This window comes from Acidovorax sp. (assembly GCF_027492855.1).
In the GTDB taxonomy this organism is placed as follows: domain Bacteria; phylum Pseudomonadota; class Gammaproteobacteria; order Burkholderiales; family Burkholderiaceae_C; genus Acidovorax.
This window is the reverse complement of sequence record NZ_JAPUDY010000006.1, coordinates 1-17,404: the sequence shown is the minus strand read 5'-3', so window position 1 is coordinate 17,404 and position 17,404 is coordinate 1. Positions and strand designations below refer to the sequence as shown.

The 17,404-nt window shown below is 63.9% G+C and carries 18 protein-coding genes; 9 read left to right on the top strand and 9 right to left on the bottom strand.

Going from position 1 to position 17,404, the window contains the following annotated elements; all coding sequences use genetic code 11:
• Positions 1-34 precede the first annotated feature (34 nt).
• From Q0105_RS00695 to gabT, 3 genes are read right to left on the bottom strand one after another with little or no spacing between them, the layout of a single operon-like run.
• Positions 35-1,078, bottom strand: coding sequence for an ABC transporter substrate-binding protein (locus tag Q0105_RS00695; RefSeq protein ID WP_298207729.1), 1,044 nt, complete (start codon positions 1,076-1,078; stop codon positions 35-37).
• Positions 1,079-1,119: 41 nt separating this feature from the next.
• Positions 1,120-2,196: an ABC transporter ATP-binding protein gene (locus Q0105_RS00690; protein WP_298207728.1), complete on the bottom strand. Its 1,077-nt coding sequence runs from the start codon at positions 2,194-2,196 to the stop codon at positions 1,120-1,122.
• A gap of 40 nt (positions 2,197-2,236) precedes the next feature.
• On the bottom strand, positions 2,237-3,529 hold the full coding sequence (gene gabT / locus Q0105_RS00685) for a 4-aminobutyrate--2-oxoglutarate transaminase (RefSeq protein WP_298207726.1): 1,293 nt from the start codon (positions 3,527-3,529) through the stop codon (positions 2,237-2,239).
• Positions 3,530-3,716: 187 nt separating this feature from the next.
• Between gabT and Q0105_RS00680 the strand changes: the two genes are divergently transcribed.
• Complete coding sequence (locus Q0105_RS00680) at positions 3,717-5,135, top strand: PLP-dependent aminotransferase family protein (RefSeq protein ID WP_298207724.1); 1,419 nt, start codon at positions 3,717-3,719, stop codon at positions 5,133-5,135.
• A gap of 107 nt (positions 5,136-5,242) precedes the next feature.
• Here the strand turns inward: Q0105_RS00680 and Q0105_RS00675 are convergent, their stop codons facing one another.
• Entirely contained in the window at positions 5,243-5,917 is a 675-nt protein-coding gene (locus Q0105_RS00675; RefSeq protein ID WP_298207721.1) for a GntR family transcriptional regulator, read from the bottom strand.
• Positions 5,918-6,170: 253 nt separating this feature from the next.
• On the opposite strand from Q0105_RS00675, the gene Q0105_RS00670 reads away from it, so the two are divergent.
• From Q0105_RS00670 to Q0105_RS00635, 8 genes are all read left to right on the top strand, one after another.
• A complete protein-coding gene (locus Q0105_RS00670) occupies positions 6,171-7,391 on the top strand; it encodes a substrate-binding protein (RefSeq protein ID WP_298207719.1) in 1,221 nt (406 codons plus the stop codon).
• A 14-nt stretch (positions 7,392-7,405) separates the two neighbouring features.
• Positions 7,406-8,137 carry an ATP-binding cassette domain-containing protein gene (locus Q0105_RS00665; protein ID WP_298207717.1) on the top strand — a complete coding sequence of 244 codons (732 nt, stop codon included), beginning with the start codon at positions 7,406-7,408 and terminating at the stop codon, positions 8,135-8,137.
• A complete protein-coding gene (locus tag Q0105_RS00660; RefSeq protein ID WP_298207715.1) occupies positions 8,134-8,859 on the top strand; it encodes an ATP-binding cassette domain-containing protein in 726 nt (241 codons plus the stop codon). Before Q0105_RS00665 ends, Q0105_RS00660 begins: the two co-directional genes overlap by 4 nt.
• A 1-nt stretch (position 8,860) precedes the next feature.
• Positions 8,861-9,721, top strand: coding sequence for a branched-chain amino acid ABC transporter permease (locus tag Q0105_RS00655; protein ID WP_298207713.1), 861 nt, complete (start codon positions 8,861-8,863; stop codon positions 9,719-9,721).
• 68 nt (positions 9,722-9,789) lie between these two features.
• Positions 9,790-10,698, top strand: coding sequence for a branched-chain amino acid ABC transporter permease (locus Q0105_RS00650; protein WP_298207711.1), 909 nt, complete (start codon positions 9,790-9,792; stop codon positions 10,696-10,698).
• 19 nt (positions 10,699-10,717) lie between these two features.
• On the top strand, positions 10,718-11,359 hold the full coding sequence (locus Q0105_RS00645) for an isochorismatase family cysteine hydrolase (protein ID WP_298207709.1): 642 nt from the start codon (positions 10,718-10,720) through the stop codon (positions 11,357-11,359).
• A complete protein-coding gene (locus Q0105_RS00640) occupies positions 11,356-12,123 on the top strand; it encodes an SDR family oxidoreductase (RefSeq protein WP_298207706.1) in 768 nt (255 codons plus the stop codon). Before Q0105_RS00645 ends, Q0105_RS00640 begins: the two co-directional genes overlap by 4 nt.
• 6 nt (positions 12,124-12,129) lie before the next feature.
• On the top strand, positions 12,130-12,642 hold the full coding sequence (locus Q0105_RS00635; protein WP_298207704.1) for a MarR family transcriptional regulator: 513 nt from the start codon (positions 12,130-12,132) through the stop codon (positions 12,640-12,642).
• Here the strand turns inward: Q0105_RS00635 and Q0105_RS00630 are convergent.
• From Q0105_RS00630 to Q0105_RS00610, 5 genes are all read right to left on the bottom strand, one after another.
• On the bottom strand, positions 12,611-13,696 hold the full coding sequence (locus Q0105_RS00630; RefSeq protein WP_298207702.1) for a substrate-binding domain-containing protein: 1,086 nt from the start codon (positions 13,694-13,696) through the stop codon (positions 12,611-12,613). The genes Q0105_RS00635 and Q0105_RS00630 overlap by 32 nt on opposite strands.
• A 257-nt stretch (positions 13,697-13,953) precedes the next feature.
• Complete coding sequence (locus tag Q0105_RS00625; protein ID WP_298207700.1) at positions 13,954-15,288, bottom strand: FAD/NAD(P)-binding oxidoreductase; 1,335 nt, start codon at positions 15,286-15,288, stop codon at positions 13,954-13,956.
• Entirely contained in the window at positions 15,279-15,575 is a 297-nt protein-coding gene (locus Q0105_RS00620; RefSeq protein WP_298207698.1) for a 2Fe-2S iron-sulfur cluster-binding protein, read from the bottom strand. The genes Q0105_RS00625 and Q0105_RS00620 overlap by 10 nt, the downstream gene beginning before the upstream one ends.
• Positions 15,572-16,687: an FAD-dependent oxidoreductase gene (locus Q0105_RS00615; RefSeq protein ID WP_298207696.1), complete on the bottom strand. Its 1,116-nt coding sequence runs from the start codon at positions 16,685-16,687 to the stop codon at positions 15,572-15,574. The genes Q0105_RS00620 and Q0105_RS00615 overlap by 4 nt, the downstream gene beginning before the upstream one ends.
• Before the next feature lie 10 nt (positions 16,688-16,697).
• The coding region (locus Q0105_RS00610; protein ID WP_298207694.1) for a proline racemase family protein at positions 16,698-17,404 on the bottom strand (707 nt) is incomplete at its 5' end.

The following is a 17,404-nucleotide window of genomic DNA, read 5'->3' as shown; positions in this document are numbered from 1 at the left end:
GATTGCCTTCATGCGGGTGGGCGCTGGCCGGGGCTTATTGCGCTGCCCAGGCGGTGAAGCGCTTCTCCAAGGCCTCGCCCTGGTCGGCCCAGAAGGCCACATTGAAGCGCAGCGCATCCTTGCTGTTGTCGGGCGAAGTGGGTAGCAGGGCCTGCGTCTTGGCGTCGATCTTGGCCATGGCCTTGGTGTTGGTCGGGCCGTAGGAGATGTGGCGTGCGTACTCGGCCTGGGTGTCGGGCGAACTGGCCAGGGCGATGAATTTCATGGCGGCGTCTTTGTTGGCGCCGCCCTTGGGCATGACCCAGAAGTCCAGATCGTAGATGCCGCCAGTCCAGGTGATCTTGAGGTTCTGGCCCTCACGCTGCGCGGCGTCGATGCGGCCGCTGAAGGCGCTGGTCATGGCCACGTCGCCCGCCACCAGGAACTGCGGGGGCAGGGCGCCTGCTTCCCACCACTGGATGTGGGGCTTGAGCTCGCCCAGCTTTTTAAAGGCGCGGTCGGCGCCGTCCTTGGAGGCCAGCACCTTGTACACGTCAGCGGCCTTCACGCCGTCGGCCATGAGCGCGAATTCGAGGTTGTAGCGCGCGCCCTTGCGCAGGCCGCGTTTGCCGGGGAATTTCTTCACGTCCCAGAAATCGGCCCAGCCGGTGGGGGCGGTCTTGAGCTTGTCGCCGTTGTAGGCCAGCACGGTGGACCAGACGAAGGTGCCCACGCCACACTCATGCACGGCGGCGGGCAGGAAGTCGGACTTGGCGCCCAGTTTGCTCCAGTCCATGCGCTCGAACAGGCCCTCGTCGCAGCCGCGGCTGATGTCCGGGCCTTCGACCTCGACCACGTCCCAGGTTACCTTCTTGGCCTCGACCATGGCCTTCACGCGGGCCTGCTCGCCGTTGTATTCCACCTGGGTGATCTTGCCGCCCGTGGCTTTTTCATAGGCCTCGAAGTAAGCCTTCTTCTGGGCCGCGCCGTTGGCGCCGCCAAAGTTGACCACGGTGATGGCCTGCTGCGCCAGAGCGGGCATGGCGAGCGCGGCGGCCGTGGCCAGCAGCAGGGGGTGGAAAATTTTCTTGTGGTTCATGGTTGTCTCCTCGCAGGGGTGGGGGTGAAAAAAACGGGGGGTCAGAGATACACGCGCATGTGCTGCGCTGGCGCATGCAGGTGAACGGTGTGGCCGGGCGTGGGCACGGTGGTGTGGTGGAGCGAGAGCTTGACCATCACCTCGGCTTCGCTGGCCATCCGGCAGCGCAGGCGCAGGTGGTCGCCGAAATAGATCACGTCCATCACGGTGCCGCTCAGGGTGTTGTGGCCCGCGCCTTCGGCGAGCTGGATGCGCTCGGGGCGAACGCTGCACTGCACCGTGTCGCCCACAGAGGCGTGGTTGACGTTGATGCCGCGAAGGCGTGCCCCGCCCTTGAGCACCACCTCGCATTCCTGGCCGTCGGTGGCGTGCACGCTGGCTTCGAGCACCGCGTTGTCGCCCACAAAATTGGCGACGAAGCGGTTGGCCGGGGTTTCGTAGAGCCGGTCCACCTGGTCGATTTGTTGGATGCAGCCATCGTTGAACACCGCCACGCGGTCGCTCATGGTCAGGGCTTCACCCTGGTCGTGGGTCACGTACACAAAGGTCAGGCCCAGTTGGCGGTGCAGCTCTTTGAGCTCGATCTGCATGTGCTCGCGCAGTTGCTTGTCGAGCGCACCCAGCGGCTCGTCCATCAGCACCAACTGGGGGTTGAACACCAGCGCACGCGCCAGCGCCACGCGCTGCTGCTGCCCGCCCGACAGGCGCGCGGGCAGGCGGTCGGCCATGCCGGACAGGCGCACCATGTCCAGCGCCTTTTTCACGCGCTCGGCCTGTTCGGCCTTGGGCACTTTGCGCACGGTGAGCGGGTAGGCCACGTTTTGCTCCACGGTGAGGTGGGGAAACAGCGCGTAGTTTTGGAACACCATGCCGAAGTTGCGCTTGTGCGGCGGCGTGCGCGTGATCGGCTTGCCCTCCAGTAGGATGTCGCCAGCGGTGGGGGATTCAAACCCCGCCAGCATCATCAGCGTGGTGGTCTTGCCCGAGCCCGACGGGCCCAGCAGGCTCAGGAATTCGCCGCGCTGAATGTCCAGGTCCAGCGCGCGCACCACGAGCTGCTCGCCATCGTAGGTTTTTTGCACGCCGCTGAAGCGGACCAGGGGTTCTGCGTGGGTCATGGTCGTGGGGCTGTCAAGGAAAAAGCGGGCGCTTGTGGATTCAACCCACGGCCGCAAAGCAGTCGGCCAGGATGGACAGGCCCTCTTGCAGCAGCTCGTCAGACGCCGTCAGGGGAACGAGGATGCGGATCACGTTGCCGTAGGTGCCGCAGGACAGCAGGATGAGCCCGCGCTTCGTGGCTTCGGCGACGATCTTCTTGGCCAGCGCGGCGTCGGGGCGGTGCAGGTCGCCGTTTTCGAACAGCTCGATGGCCACCATGGCGCCCAGGCCCCGCACGTCGCCGATGGCGGGGACTGTGGCTGCCATTTCTTTCAGCGCACTGACCAGCAGGGCCCCCATGTCCTGGCTGCGGGCCAGAAGTTGTTCTTTGTCAAAAGCCTCGATCACGGCCAGCGCTGCGGCGCAGGCCACGGGGCTGCCCGCATAGGTGCCGCCCAGGCCGCCGGGGGCGGGGGCGTCGATGACCTCGGCGCGGCCCACTACGCCCGACAGCGGAAAGCCGCCTGCCAGCGACTTGGCGGTGGTGATGAGGTCGGGTGCTACCGGCCATTGCTCGCAGGCGAACCAGGTGCCGGTGCGGCCCGCGCCGGTTTGCACTTCGTCGGCAATCAGCAAGATGCCGTGGCGATCGGCCAGGGCCTTGAGGCCGCTGATGAACTCGGGCGGCGCCACATAAAAGCCGCCTTCGCCCTGCACGGGCTCGACGATGAACGCGGCCACGCGCTCGGGCTCCACATCGTTCTTGAAGATCAGCTCCACCGACTGCAGCGCCTGCTCCACGCTCACGCCGTGCAGCGCGTTGGGGAACAGCGCATGGTGCACCTCACCGGGAAAGGGGCCAAACCCCGCCTTGTACGGCACCATCTTGCCCGTCAGGCCCAGCGTGAGGTTGGTGCGGCCGTGGTAGCCGCCGGTGAAGGCGATCACGCCGGGGCGCTTGGTGTAGGCGCGGGCGATTTTGATGGCGTTTTCCACGGCTTCGGCGCCCGTGGTCAGCAGCAGACTCTTTTTGGCGAAGTTGCCGGGGGCCAGCGTGTTCAGGCGTTCGCACAGTTCCACATAGGGCTCATAGGCCACCACCTGAAAGCAGGTGTGGGTGTACAGATCAAGCTGCGCTTTTACGGCGGCGATCACGCCCGCATGCAAGTGGCCGGTGTTGAGCACGGCGATGCCGCCGGCAAAGTCGATGAAGCGGCGGCCCTCCACATCCCACAGCTCGGCGTTGCGCGCCTTCTGGATGAAGAGATCGTGGGAATGCCCCACGCCACGGGCCACGGCGGCGTGGCGGCGGGTGAAGAGGGCGGCGTTGGTGAAATGGCGGTCTTGCTGCATGGCGGTGGTGTGAACGAACGGGGAAATGAAGGAATGGGGCGAATTCTGGAAGTCGCGCCGCGGGCCGTCCATGTACACCGGCGGGCTGTTTGGCGCGCACTGTGCAGGTCTAGAATCCTGTACAGGCAATCCCTGATCTGGTGTGCGCCAACCCGGTGCACAATTCGCCCCCTTTTTCGCTCTCTTGATGCTTACTCTCAGCCCGGACCTCCAGACGCCCCTGGTCAGCCAGATCGTCGAAGGCCTGCGCAACCTCATCACCGGGCAGGTGCTCAAGCCCGGCAGCAAACTCCCGTCCATCCGTGCATTTGCGGCAGCCCACGGCGTGAGCGTGTTCACGGTGGTCGAGGCTTATGACCGCCTCGTGGCGCAGGGCTGGCTGGTGTCGCGGTCCAACGCGGGCTTTTTCGTGAAGCGCCGCGGCGACGAGGGGGCCGCGCCTGCAGCGAACGCACGGCAGCGGCCGCAGCCCCGTTTTGATGCGCGCTGGTACCTCAAGCAAATTTTTGAAAACCGCAACCTGCCCATGAAGCCGGGCTGTGGCTGGCTGCCGCACGACTGGCTGTTTGGCGATGCTGTGCGCCGCAGCATGCGCCAGTTGTCGTCCGATGGGTCCGATCTGGACGGCTATGGCTCGCCCCACGGCCACATGGCGCTGCGCACGGTGGTGGCCGAGTCGCTGGCCGAACGCCACCTGGCCGTGGATGCCGATCAGGTGCTGCTCACCCAGGGCTCCAGCCAGGCGCTGGACTTGGTGGCTCGCCTTTTGGTCAAGCCGGGCGATGTGGTGCTGGTGGACGACCCTGGCTACCCCAACCTGCATTTCATGCTGCGTTTTGCCGGGGCCGAACCCGTGGGTGTGCCCCGCACGGCCACGGGGTATGACCTGCCAGCCCTCGAAGCCCTGCTGGTCAAGCACAAGCCCACCATGTTCTTCACCCAGCCGCGTCTACAAAGTCCCACCTGTTCGGTGGCGTCGGTGGCGCATCTGCACCGCCTGCTGCAATTGGCCGAGCAGCACGGCTGCATGCTGGTGGAGAACGATATTTATGCCGACATGGACCCCAGCGTGCACCCATCGCTGGCCAGCCTGGACCAGCTCAACCGCGTGATCTATCTGGGCAGTTTTTCCAAGACCATTTCGCCCAACCTGCGCACCGGTTTTTTGGCGGCGCGGCGCGATCTGCTGGATGAACTGGTGCAGCTCAAGATGCTTTCGGGTCTGACCTCGTCCGAGATCACCGAGCGCATCACGTTTGGCGTGGTAACCGACGGGCGCTGGCGCAAGCACCTCAAGTCGCTGCGCGAGCGTCTGGCCGAGGCACATCGCACGGTGGGGCGGCGCTTACTGAATCTGGGTTTCGAGCTGTTTCACGAGCCCGAGGCGGGCATGTACCTCTGGGCCCGCCACCCCGATCTGCCCGACAGCGCCGAGTTGTCCAAAGAGGCGACAGGCGCGGGCATTCTGCTCGGGCCAGGCCAGCTTTTTCTGGTGGAGCCGCGCCCCACGGGCTGGCTGCGTTTCAACGTGTCGTTCTGCCAGGACGAACGCATATGGCACTTTCTGGAGCAGCGCATCGAGCTGGGCCAGCAGGCTGTCGAGTAGGCAGCAAGCGGGAATGCTGTGCGCCTGGTCGTTAGGGGTATTTTTGGCCTCTAGCGCACGTTGATAAAGCGCAAGCAGCTATCGAATTGATAGTAATTTCGCCAAAATCACCGGTCGATGATGCGCCGCGCGAACCGTTCCAGGTACTCCATCAACTGTTCAGCGCCCGCCATGGCCTGGGCTTCGTCGCCGCTGGCAATGCCCTGGGCCAGTTGCATGTGGGCACGGGCGCCTTCCGACACTTCGCCTTCATGCTGGTAGGCATACCAAAAGCGGCGGCATTGCACGATGAGCGGCGCAACGCATTTGACGGCCGAATGGTTCTGGCTGGCCTGGTGGATGACGAGGTCCAACTCATGGTCGGCCAGCATGTAGTCATCCAGGTGCGCGCGGGCTGCGGCCTCCACCATTTTTTCGGCGCAGCGCACGATGGCCTGGCGCTGCGGGGTGGTGGCGCGGCGTGCAGCGCAGGAGGCGAGCAGGCGCTCCAGCACACGGCGGGTTTGGATCACGTCCAGGTGATCAGCCAGGTCGATGTGCGAGACCAGCAAGCCGCGCCGGGGCTGCTGCACGATGAGCCCGATCGACACCATGCGCAGCAGTGCCTCGCGCACCGGCGTGCGGCCCAGGCCGGTGCGCTCGGCAATGTCGGCTTCGACCACCGGGCTTCCGGGCTCTAGCTGCAACGTGGAGATCATGGTCTCGATGGCGTCGTAGGCCAAATCCGCCGCACGCCGCTTGGGCGCTGGTTCTCGCTGGGGGAGTGGGCTGGGGCGCGTCATCGGGGTGTGCCTGGGCGGGGCGTTGCGGAAAGCTGCATCTTAGTCCGGATATTCCATCTGCAGGGTGCGGTGGTTTGGCGCCGATCGCATGGCGCTGCAGGCACCAAAGCCAGCCACGGAAGCCGTCGCGTATCAACGAGGCTTGCGAAACATCGGTGACATCCGCTATAGTGCATTTACTTTTCCAGGAAAGTAATTGAGATCGCCGAATGTGGCTTTCCGAAGCCGCCCACCTTGTCCTTCGAAAGACCATATGAAGTCCGATATCTCCTCCACGACATCCGCAACTGCAGCCTCCGTCGCTTCGTGCCCCACCCGCCGCCATGTGCTTGTCGGCGCGGCGGCAGGCGTTTCGGCCATGGGTTTTCCGCTGCTTGCCAGGGCGGCCGCGCCTATCAAACTTGGCATCCTTCTTCCATATTCAGGCGGCCTGGAGCTTTTTGGGCAGCAGGGCGAGCAGGGTGTGCGCATGGCGGTCGAGGAGTTCAACGCGGCAGGCGGCGTGTTGGGGCGGCAGATCGAGATCGTGAAGGCCGATGACAAGACCGACCCGAAGACAGCCGTGGAGCGCGCTGGCCAGCTCATCCGCCGCGACAAGGTCTCGGCGATCGTGGGGCCGGTGACCTCTGCCAACCGGGACGCGATCAAATCCACGATCGAGCGCGGCAAGACGCCTCTGTTGTACGCCACGGATTACGAAGGCGGGGTGTGCAGCCCGTACATGGCCTGCTATTCCGCGCTACCAGCGCATTACGTCAATCCGCTGGTGCCTTATCTCTCAAAGCTCGTCGGCAAGGATGCCGGTTTCTACCTCTTCGGTGCCGACTACGTCTGGCCGCAGAAGATGAACGTCGCCATCAAGGCCGCCGTCCTGCGAGAGGGTGGCCGTATCGTGGGAGAGGAATACACGCCATTTGGGGTGAAGGACTTTGCGCCCACCTTGCGCAAGATCGCCGATTCAGGCGCGAAGGTGGTTGTTCTTACCCTGCCGGGGGCTGATGGTGTGACGTTTGTGAAGCAATTTGTCGCTGCCGGGCTCAAGGACAAGGTGCGCATCGCCTTCATGGGCTTCAACGAAAACTACCTGCCCGGCTTCTCGGGGAGCGAGGCGGATGGCATCGTGACCTGCTCGCACTTCATTTCCTCGCTCGACCGTCCGGAGTCCAAGGATTTTGTAGCGCGCCAGAAGAAGCGTTTTGGTGAGAAGGCGACGGTCAGTTTCTACGTGGATGCGCATTACGGCATCACGCGCTTTTATCTGGAGGCCATGAAGAAGGCAGGGTCTGACAAAGCCGAAGCGATCATGAAGGCGATGGGAGGGCTGAAGCTCACAGTCGGCAACGGCGAAGTGTCGGTGCGCGAGGATGACCGGCATGTCAACCTCAACATGCTGATCTCCGAGGCGCGTGGTGGCGAGCTGAAGATGCTGGACTATGTCGGCGCTATCAAAGCGCCCAGCCAGTGCGCTAAATAGGCATGGCAAAACCCATGCTTGCTCTGCGCGGCATAACGAAGAGCTTCGGCGGCATGCAAGTGCTCAACGGGGTGACGCTGGAGCTTGCTCCAGGTGCCGTCAAGTGCATCATTGGGCCGAATGGCTGCGGCAAGAGCACCCTGTTCAATATCCTGACCGGTGTGTTGCGCGCTGACGATGGAGTCGTGGAATTCGACGGTGTGCGTGCGGAGCGATTATCCGCTGCCAGCATCGCCCAACTGGGCATGCTGCGCAAGTTCCAGGTTCCGGGCGTTTTCTCTGATCTTTCCGTGATCGAAAACCTGGAGGCCGCGCATCTCGGGCGAGCTGGCGGCAGCGTGCGTTCGTGCCTGTGGCGGACGCCGGCCTTTGACTTCGGCGCGGCGCTTCGAGAGGCCGGCTTGTATGAACATCGCGCAACGCTGGCGCAGGAATTACCCCATGGGCTCAAGCAGAAGCTGGAGCTGCTCATGCTCGTCAGCCGTAAGCCCAGGTTGCTGTTGCTTGATGAGCCCACGGCAGGGATGACATCCCAAGAGACCGCAGAGGTGGCCGAGTTGATTAAAAACCTTAGCAGCCAGCACGGTGTTGCGGTGCTGGTGATCGAACACGACATGCACTTTGTACGCGATCTTGCGTGCCCGATCGTGGTCATGCTCAAGGGCATCGTTCAGAGTGAAGGCCCCTATGAGCAGGTGCGCCAGGATCCCCATGTGCGGGCCGCATACTTGGGTGAAGCGGCATGAATGGAAAAAACGAGGCCGCCACGCTGTCGATCCGGCATCTCGAAGCGGGCTATTCGGCAGGCAATCAGGTGATCAAGGGGCTTTCGCTGGAGCTCCGCGCCGGTGAGACGCTTGCCATCATGGGACGCAACGGCATGGGAAAAACCACGCTGATGCGGGCCATCATGGGCATTGTTGGCCTCAGTGCGGGGCATATCGAATTTGAAGGCAAGTCGCTAGCACGCCTGCCAACCCATCGCATCAGCCGCGCTGGCGTTGCGTACGTCCCGCAAGGGCGCGAGATTTTTCCCGGCTTCACCGTCACGCAGAACATCCGCCTCGGAGCCCTGTCGCATGGTGTGCGAGAGCCGGATTGGGATCGCCTGTACGCGTATTTCCCGATTCTTCGGGAGCGTGGCAAGCAGGCTGCGCAGACGTTGTCTGGCGGGCAGCAGCAAATGTTGGCGATTGCGCGCGCGCTGGCAGCCCGCCCCAGGCTTCTGTTGCTGGATGAACCCTCCGAAGGAATCCAGCCGTCCATCGTCCACGAGATCGCCGCCATCCTGTCACGCATCAACCGGGAGCAGGCGCTGAGCATTCTGTTGGTCGAACAGAACCTCGAGATGGTCCAGGCCATGGCACACCGGGTGCTGTTCGTCGAGAACGGCCGCGAAGGCGAGCAGTTCGGCCTGCAGCAATTGCTCGACGAGCCCGCCATCTTCGAACGCAACATGGGCTTGTGAGATGACACCTCAAATTTTGCCAATCGTTCTTGATTCGCTCAACTACGTGGCCGTGCTGCTTCTCGTGAGCATTGGCCTGGTGTTGATCTTCGGGCTCATGCAAGTGATCAACCTCGCGCATGGCGAGTTTTTTTTGATCGGGGCCTACGGCCTGTGGGTGGCGCAGAGCGCGGGCATGCCCTTTGTTGCCGGTGTCTTCATTGGCGCTGTGCTGGCGGGACTGGTGGGGCTGGTCGCCGAAATGGCCGTCATCTCACGCATGTACGAGCGACCGCTCGACACCATTCTGGCAACGTGGGGGATTTCGATCGCCATCAAGCAGGCCATCGTGATCGCCTTTGGTCCGCAGTCGCAGCAGATTGCAGCGCCTCTCACCTCGGTCGTTTCCATCTTCGGGGTGAGTTACTCGGCCTACCGCCTGTTGGTGATTGGAATCGCCATCGTGGTTGTCGCGGTGGTCTTTTTTGTTCTCTACCGAACGGACATCGGCTTGGCGGCGCGGGCCGCCATGGTCAATCGAACCATGGCGCGTTCGATAGGCATCGATACGCGGCGCCTGGATCGTGGTGCGTTTGCGCTGGGGACCGGGCTGGCAGGGCTTGCAGGAGCGGTCATGGCGCCGCTGATGAGCGTGGACCCGCAGATGGGTTTTGGTTTTGTGCTGCCCGCCTTTTTGTCGCTGCTGGTTGGTGGGGTGGCGTCGCCACTTGGCGCGATCTGGGGCACTGGCCTCATGGGCACGTCGCAGACGGTCATGGCCTCTATCTGGAGCCCTGTCGTGGCACAGATTGCCGTTTTCACCCTCGCCATCGTAATGATCCGCATATTTCCAAGTGGCATCACCGGAGGAAAGCGCCGATGAAACCTTGGCCTCATTCACGCGCTGGCTGGCTTTGCCTGTCCATCTGGTTGGCGCTTTTCGCGGCCCCTTTGCTGCCGGGCCTGGATCTCAATCGACTGACGCAGCTGTTGTGCTACAGCCTCTTTGCCGTCAGCCTGGCGTTCATATGGCGGCAGGCCGCCCTGTTGTGTTTTGGCCAAGCGCTTTTCTTCGGTATTGGCGCTTACCTGGCTGCCCTGACCAGCAAAGGAATGATCCCGGGACTGCCCGCGTCTGCGTGGCTGGGCGTGCTGCTGGCTGTTGCCGGTGGTGCACTGATGGCCATGGTGCTTGGCCTGGCTTTGTTCATCGGCCGCGTGGTGAAGGGCGCCTTCTTCGGAATCATTACGCTTTGCGCGGGTGTGATTGCCGAACGCATTGCCACCAACTGGGACGCCATCGGTGGCTTCAACGGCTTGCTCGATGTACCTCCGCCACCGCTGTGGGGCAGCCTCGATATGCTGGACCCGCTGGCGGGGTATCTCGTCGTCCTGCTGATCGTGGGCTCCTTGACCGCACTGCTTGGGTTTTTGGCCGCGTCGCCATGGGGCTCGGTGCTTCGCAGCATCGGGGCCGACGAAACCCGTGCCGCAACCTTCGGCTATCCGGTGGCGCGCCACAAGGTGGCTGCCTTCACGCTGGGCGGCGCAGTCGCCGGGGCTGCAGGGGGGCTTTTTGCGGGGCAATTCGGCTTTGTCGCGCCTTCGGTGCTCGGGTTCGGACTCTCGACCGAGGTGCTGATCTGGGTGGCCATTGGCGGGCGCCAATCGCTGACCGCAGCCCTTGTTGGTGCTGTTCTCATCAAGTATCTCGAGAGCTTTCTATCGGATGCCCTGGGCCAGTACTGGCTATTGGCGCTCGGCCTGATCCTGATCTTCGTCGTGATGTATTTCCCGCGTGGACTGCTCGGCAATGCGCTGTCAAATGCTCTCCCCGTGCGGCTGCGGTCTGTGAAGTGAATCTTTTGGAGTAGCTGTTATGAGCGATGTGTTTTCTAGTGTGCGCCACGAGCAGAGCATCCAGCTGGATCCGGGGCGAACCGCGCTTTTGGTGGTCGACATGCTCAACGAGTTCTGCAAACCTGGCGGCTTGATGGTGTTGCCAGGGTACGAGACTTTGCTGGGGCCGCAGCGTGCGCTGATCGGTGCCGCACGCACGGCGGGTATCCCGGTTTTCTGGGTGATTCAGTGCCACGATGCACGCTTGCGCCGAGACCGTGAGCTATTGAAGCGGGGAACGCACTGCCTAGTGGGCAGTTGGGGCGCAGAGGTCATTGAAGATCTCGACCCGCAGATCGACGATTTCAGAGTTTACAAGCATCGCTACTCCGCCTTCTTTCAGACCGACCTGGACCTGACGTTGAAGGACATGCAATGCGACCAGTTGATCGTTACCGGGGTCGTCACCAATATCTGTGTGCGCTCGACCGTCCATGACGCTTTTTTTCAAGGATACGAAGTTGTCGTGCCCCAAGACTGCTGCGCGGCCACGGGGCCGAGGGAGCAGGAGAGCTCGCTGTACGACATCGCTACGCACTTTGGTGTTGTCTCGCAAAGCAGTGCCGTGATCGAATCCTTTACCCAAGGACGCTCTTTGACGACGATGGAAGGGATCGTGTGAAAGCCCAAGGGCGACTTGCGGGCAAGGTAGCGGTGGTGACGGGGGGCGCCACGGGTATCGGCGCGGCGGTGGTGCAGCGGTTCGTTGAAGAAGACGCGAAAGTCGTGATCGCAGACATTGACCGTGAGCCGGCGCAAGCACTTGTGCGCTCGCTGGGTGCTACGTCTTTTTTCCAGTATTGCGATGTCAGCCAGGTCCAGGGGTTGCACGAGCTTTTTCAAGACGCAGCGTCCCGGTTCGGAAAGCTGGATGTGCTGGTGAACAACGCAGCCATCCAGTCCACCCATGATTTCGAGCAAACCACGGAGGCGGAATGGGATCGCATCGTCAACGTGAATCTCAAAGCCGTTTTCTTCGGTATCCGGCATGCCATTGCATGGATGCGCCGCGCGGGCGGCGGATCGATCGTGAACACGTCTTCGACGTTTTCGATTGTTGGCTCGCCGGGTTACAGCGCTTACCACGCAACCAAAGGCGGCGTGGATTCCATGACCCGCGCGGCTGCCATCGCCCTGATCAAGGACCGCATTCGCGTGAATGCAGTCTGCCCTGGAACGACGATGACACCCGGCCTGGTGGCCAGCGTCAAGGCAACGGCCATTGATTTTGACGCCGCGATGCAATCGTATGCCGCGCTGCAACCCATGGGCCGATTTGGGCAGCCGCTCGAAATTGCGAATGCCTACGTGTTTCTGGCGTCTGATGAAGCCGCTTTCGTGACCGGAGAGAGTTTGGTGGTCGATGGCGGCTACACGGTGGTGTGAGACATATTGCGCGACTCCACTAAAATCAACCGCACCGCTCAAGTTCGCACCAATCAAACGAAACGCATGACTAAGGCCTTGCCTGAGGTCCGCAGCCAGCCTACGTTGCATGGACTGCTGTACCAAGCCAATCGACAGGCGACCACTGAACTGCGGCGCTTGGCAGGTTCAGAGGGCGTGCCCGTTGAATTCTGGCGCCTGCTGGAGGTGCTTGCCGACGAGCGCGGCCGGACCATGTCAACGCTGGCTGCGGAAAGCGGGCTTCAGATTTCGGCAACCAGCAAGCTGATTGATCGCATGGTGGATGCGGCGTTGGTCCAGCGATCGTTGGATGCGGCAGACCAGCGGCGCGTCATTCTTCACATCTCGGATTTCGGGTTGGCCAAGGTGGCGGCGTTGCGCGACGATATGGAGCAGCGCCGACGCCGGATCACCCGGACATTGACCGGACCACGGGAGCGTCAGTTGCGCGAATTGCTGCAGGACTTTATCCGGGCGCACCAGCCAGAGCCTGAATGACCCGCAATTTCATGCCGTCGGCTTCTGCCAGATAGACCGGCGACACATCATCTGAGTGGGCCTTGCCCGCGCGCACACTCCGCAGCACGGAGTTGTCTGCAGAGGCAGGCTTGAGCGTCTGTCGGTGCAGATGGACAAAGCCTTCGTACACCGACTGGGCTTGTGAGTTCAGGGCAGGGGCACGCTCACCAAAACGTTGGTGGTATTTTTCCTTGAAGCTGCCGTTGGCTTCGGAGTCCACATTGGCGAAGTAGCCCGCAGACACGAACATGCCCGCCGTGTTGCGGCTTCCCATGCCCATCAGGGCGTTTTCTTCGATGCAGCCCGAGAGCCGCAGGATCCGGTCGGACAGGCCAGCGGCCCCGAAAGCGCGGCACATGTGAATGGCATCGCTGCCTACGAGGTTGATCAACACGGCATCGGCCTTGGAGGCCGCGAGTTGTTCGATCACCCGATCAAAATTACGCTCGCCCAGCGGAACATAGTGCTCCGCGACCACCTCTGCGCCACGGCCGTGGATATGGCGTTTTGCAGCGGCATGTGTCTGCCGGGGCCAGCAATAGTCGCTGCCCAGAAGAAACCATCGGCGCGTTTGGCAGTGGGCGCCCATCCAATCGAGCGCGGGTAACAACTGCCGCTCGGGTGTTTCGCCAATGGCGTGCACCCAGGACGGTAGTCCGGCGCCTTCAAATTGCGGTGTAAAGACCACGGGAATACGGGAGTCGACGATTCTGCAGATGCGTTCACAAACATCCGTGTTGCACAACACCACGAGCGCGTCGAGCCTCTCGTCCGCCAAAAGCTCGTTGAGCTCTCCATCCAGCGTGACGCTGTCTTCCCCGGAGTCGAGCACCGTGAGATGCACAGGAACGCCGTACACGCCGCCGTCCTGGTTCCACACTTCACAGGCCAGCCGCGCGCAGGCATAGGCCGAAGGGCCGAGCAAACCCATGGCGCCGGAGGCCGGAACCAACAAGCCCACATGAAACGCGCCTCGCCCCCGTCGCGCTCTGCGATGCAGTAGCGTGCGACCGAATGATTCACTGGATTTCATTGGGCTAAGGCAGACAGACTAAGGGGTCCCCAAAAAGCGGGGAGAAGCCAAGAAAAGGCAACTCACCCACCTCGCAAATCTCTGGCCAGAGTAGGGCTGGCAAGGCCAAAACATGCTAGACGGCTCAACGCTCCCCGGTAAGCGGGTATTCCCCATCTTTGCCGACGTACCGCGCTGAAGAGTTCAGCAACCGTGGCCCAGATCCGTCTGTCGCTGCTTGCTTGCGGCGCGGACCCAAAAAAATATTGGGCGGTTTTTCAGCTGCCGGCGCCTGCTTCTGGCGCTTTGGCGGGTTCGCAGGCGGCCAGCGTGCCGATGCGTGCGGGCGCCAGCAGATGCCGGGGCGCGGCAGGCGTCCAGCCAAACAGGTGCTGTGTGGCGGCGCCGCAGATGCGGCCCTGGCAGGCGCCCATGCCGCAGCGGGTGTGGAGCTTGGCGTCGATCCAGCCCTGGCGCCCCGCCAGTGCGGAATAGGACACGTCTTCGCAGCGGCATACCAGCGTGTCGGGGCGGGCCAGCGTCTTGAGCGCATCGTTCAGCACGAACGACGCTTGCAGCGTCCGTGCAAAACCCTCCCAGCGCGCCAGTTGCGGGTGCAGTGCCTGGGCCTGCTGCGCCTGTCCCGCAGATGCGTGGCCCGCAATGGCGCCTTGGGCCAGGGCGCGTTCGCTGCCGCCAAAACCGGTGCATTCGCCGGCGGCGTACACGCCAGGCACGCTGGTGCACATTTGCGCATCAACGGCCAGGCCATGGCCGCCGCTCAGCGGCCCGCCCAAGGTGCAGCCCAGCATCTGCCCCAGTTCTGTGTTGGGCACCAACCCAAAGCCGCAGGCCACGCGGTCGCAGGCGATGGTTTCTTCCGCGTGCAGGCCCTTGCGCAGTCGCACCGATTGCACCTGGGCGGTGCCTTGCGCCTCCAACACATGGGAGTGCGCTCGCAAGGTGGTGTTGAGCAGCGTGAGCGCCTGCACCGCCTTGGCTGGCCAGCGCGGTAGTTGCGCCGCAAAGCGCGCGAGTGCGCTCCAAGGCGCCTGTTCGGCCACGCGCACCACAGTGGCCCCGGCCTGGGAGGCCGTGGCGGCAGCAGCCAGCAGCAGGGGGCCGGTGCCCGCGATGACGATACGCTGACCGCGCACATCGAGCCCCGCCTTGATAAGGGCTTGCAGGGCGCCCGCGCCGGTCACGCCGGGCAGTGTCCAGCCCGGAAAGGGCAACAACAGCTCGCGCGCACCGGTGCACAGCACGATGTGGTGGCTGTGTTGTGTCCAGCCCCGGTCGGCGTCTTCGAGCAGCAGGGCGGGGGCCTTATCGCCCGCTTGGGCGTCACCCAGGCCGACCACGCGGGTGCCGGGCAGCAGGCGGATGTTGGCGTGTCGGGCCAGGGCGGTACGGTGCTGCTGTGCCAAAGCGGGCAGGGCCACCTGGGGGCCATCGCGCCAGATCTGGCCGCCGGGCTGCGGGTTGTCGTCCACGATGGCGATCGACGCACCGCTGGGCGCGGCGGCAAGGGCGGCTGCCATGCCAGCAGGACCAGCACCGATGATGAGGATGTCGCAGTGCTCGTGCATGCCGGATGGCGGGGTCATGGGCATGGCGTTGCGCTCCCTGGGGCGATGCCTGCGTCGGTGTGGATCTGCAGGCCTTCAGTGCACACGGTCTGGCAGGCCAGGCGGATGTGGCCGTGGATGCGCACCCGGCACTCGTGGCATACGCCCATGCCGCACAGTGGCGCCCGCGCCTGGCCCGTGACCGAGGTGCGCGTGGTGCCCGGAGGTTGCTGCGCCAGCGCGGCAGCCACGCTGGTGCCTGCGGGCACCAGCCGGGGGATGCCGTTCACAACAATCCGTACGGTCTGGGCAACAGTGGGTTTGGCGGTCATGTGGCACCCAAGGATGGAAAGCGCCCCGGTGCATACGGTGCGGGGTCGATCAGGGGCGCGTCCCCCGCAATCTGTGCAGCCAGCAACTGCGCGGTGGCGGGGGCGGTGGTGACGCCCAGTCCTTCATGGCCCACGGCCAGCCACAGGTGCGGATGCTCGGGGTGTGCGCCGATGAGAGGCAGACCGTCGGGCGTGGCCGCGCGAAAACCCGTCCAGGTGCGAATGGCGTTCAGGTCGGCCAGGCCCGGCAGATAGCTGAGCGCACGCTGCAGCATGCGCGCCAGCACGGCGTTGTTGACGGCGGGGTCGGTGGTGTCGAATTCGCGTGATGAGCCGATCAGCAATTGCCCCGTGGGTCGGGGCTGTACGTTGAAAGCTACCGAGGTGCCGTCGCTGTGGTGCGCGCTGGTGATGTAGCCCAGCTCCACCAACTGGTGGTGCACGGTGCCGGGGTAGCGGTCGGTGATGACGAGATGGCCTTTTTTGGGGCGCAGCGGCAGGCCGGGGCAGAGCTGTGTGGCGTGTATGCCGCTGGCCAGCACGATGGCGCCTGCGCTGCGCTGGCTACCGTCGCGCAGGGTGACGGTGTGGCCGTCGATCTGCGTGGCTTCAGCCTGCTCGAAAACAAGGTGTGCATGGGCTGCGGCTTGGTCCAGCAGCCATTGGGCTGCGCGTGGGGCATAGACGACGCTGTCGCCCTGCACCTTGAGCGCCCCCGCCATGCCGGAGCGCAGTGCGGGCTCGGCCTGCGCCAGGGCGGCAGCATTGAGCATTTCGCAGGCGATGCCATGTGCCTGCAAGGTGGCGCGTTTGTCGTGCGCGGCCTGCAACTCCGCATCGTTGGCGGCCAGCCAGAGCGTGCCGCAGGGCGTGAAGGCGCAGCCCGCATCCATGTGTGGTGCCCAGGCGTGCCAGAGGTTGAGCGATGTCTGGCTCAGCGCCAGCTCGGCGGGGTTGTCGTCCATCACCACCAGATGGCCCATGCCCGCTGCCGTGGCGCCGCCCAGCCGCGCGTCGATGACCCGCACCGACAGCCCGGCCTGGGCCAGGGCATGAGCGCAGGCGGCACCCACGATGCCCGCGCCGATCACCAGGGCGTCGGTGTGCTGCATGGGGCGCGGACTACAACCTGATGCCCCAGCCAAAGGGGTCGCTGTCTTCGATGAGCAGTGTTGCCTCGGCACTCATGTGCGCGCGGCCCCGCAGTGTGGGGATGACCTTGCCATCGTCTTGCAGTGCATAGCTGGCCTCAAACTGGCTGCCGATGATGCTGGCCTGGCGCCATACAGCACCGGGTGCGAGCTTGCCGTCTGCGGCCAGACAGGCGATCTTGGCACTGGTGCCCGTGCCGCAGGGCGAGCGGTCATAGGCCTTGCCAGGGCAGAGCACGAAATTGCGGCTGTCGGCCAGGTCGTCGTCGGCAAACAGCTCGATGTGGTCGATCTCGGCGCCGTTATCTCCGCGAACGCCGTGGTCTTTGAGCGCCTGCTGCACGGCGCAGCTGTAGTCCATCAGCGCTTCCAGGTTGTCGCTGGCCACGCGTTGGCCGTGTTCGGACACCAGGAAGAACCAGTTGCCTCCCCAGGCCACATCGCCCACCACCGTGCCGTAGCCCGGCACTGGCAGCGCCAACTGGTGGTGCAGCCGGTAGGCCGGCACGTTGCGCACGCTGACCGAACCGTCGGCGTGTAAGGTGGTGGTCACGGTGCCCACCGGGGTTTCGATGCGGTGCACGCCCGGCCCAATGCGGCCCATGTAGGCCAGCGAGGCCACGAGCCCGATGGTGCCGTGGCCACACATGCCCAGGTAGCCGCTGTTGTTGAAGAAGA

Excerpts from the sequence above, each read along its gene's own strand:
- Q0105_RS00695 (WP_298207729.1), bottom strand. The coding sequence starts at position 1,078 with ATGAACCACAAGAAAATTTTCCACCCCCTGCTGCTGGCCACGGCCGCC.
- Q0105_RS00690 (WP_298207728.1), bottom strand. The coding sequence starts at position 2,196 with ATGACCCACGCAGAACCCCTGGTCCGCTTCAGCGGCGTGCAAAAAACC.
- gabT (WP_298207726.1), bottom strand. The coding sequence starts at position 3,529 with ATGCAGCAAGACCGCCATTTCACCAACGCCGCCCTCTTCACCCGCCGC.
- Q0105_RS00680 (WP_298207724.1), top strand. The coding sequence starts at position 3,717 with ATGCTTACTCTCAGCCCGGACCTCCAGACGCCCCTGGTCAGCCAGATC.
- Q0105_RS00675 (WP_298207721.1), bottom strand. The coding sequence starts at position 5,917 with ATGACGCGCCCCAGCCCACTCCCCCAGCGAGAACCAGCGCCCAAGCGG.
- Q0105_RS00670 (WP_298207719.1), top strand. The coding sequence starts at position 6,171 with ATGAAGTCCGATATCTCCTCCACGACATCCGCAACTGCAGCCTCCGTC.
- Q0105_RS00665 (WP_298207717.1), top strand. The coding sequence starts at position 7,406 with ATGCTTGCTCTGCGCGGCATAACGAAGAGCTTCGGCGGCATGCAAGTG.
- Q0105_RS00660 (WP_298207715.1), top strand. The coding sequence starts at position 8,134 with ATGAATGGAAAAAACGAGGCCGCCACGCTGTCGATCCGGCATCTCGAA.
- Q0105_RS00655 (WP_298207713.1), top strand. The coding sequence starts at position 8,861 with ATGACACCTCAAATTTTGCCAATCGTTCTTGATTCGCTCAACTACGTG.
- Q0105_RS00645 (WP_298207709.1), top strand. The coding sequence starts at position 10,718 with ATGAGCGATGTGTTTTCTAGTGTGCGCCACGAGCAGAGCATCCAGCTG.
- Q0105_RS00630 (WP_298207702.1), bottom strand. The coding sequence starts at position 13,696 with ATGAAATCCAGTGAATCATTCGGTCGCACGCTACTGCATCGCAGAGCG.
- Q0105_RS00625 (WP_298207700.1), bottom strand. The coding sequence starts at position 15,288 with ATGCCCATGACCCCGCCATCCGGCATGCACGAGCACTGCGACATCCTC.
- Q0105_RS00620 (WP_298207698.1), bottom strand. The coding sequence starts at position 15,575 with ATGACCGCCAAACCCACTGTTGCCCAGACCGTACGGATTGTTGTGAAC.
- Q0105_RS00615 (WP_298207696.1), bottom strand. The coding sequence starts at position 16,687 with ATGCAGCACACCGACGCCCTGGTGATCGGCGCGGGCATCGTGGGTGCC.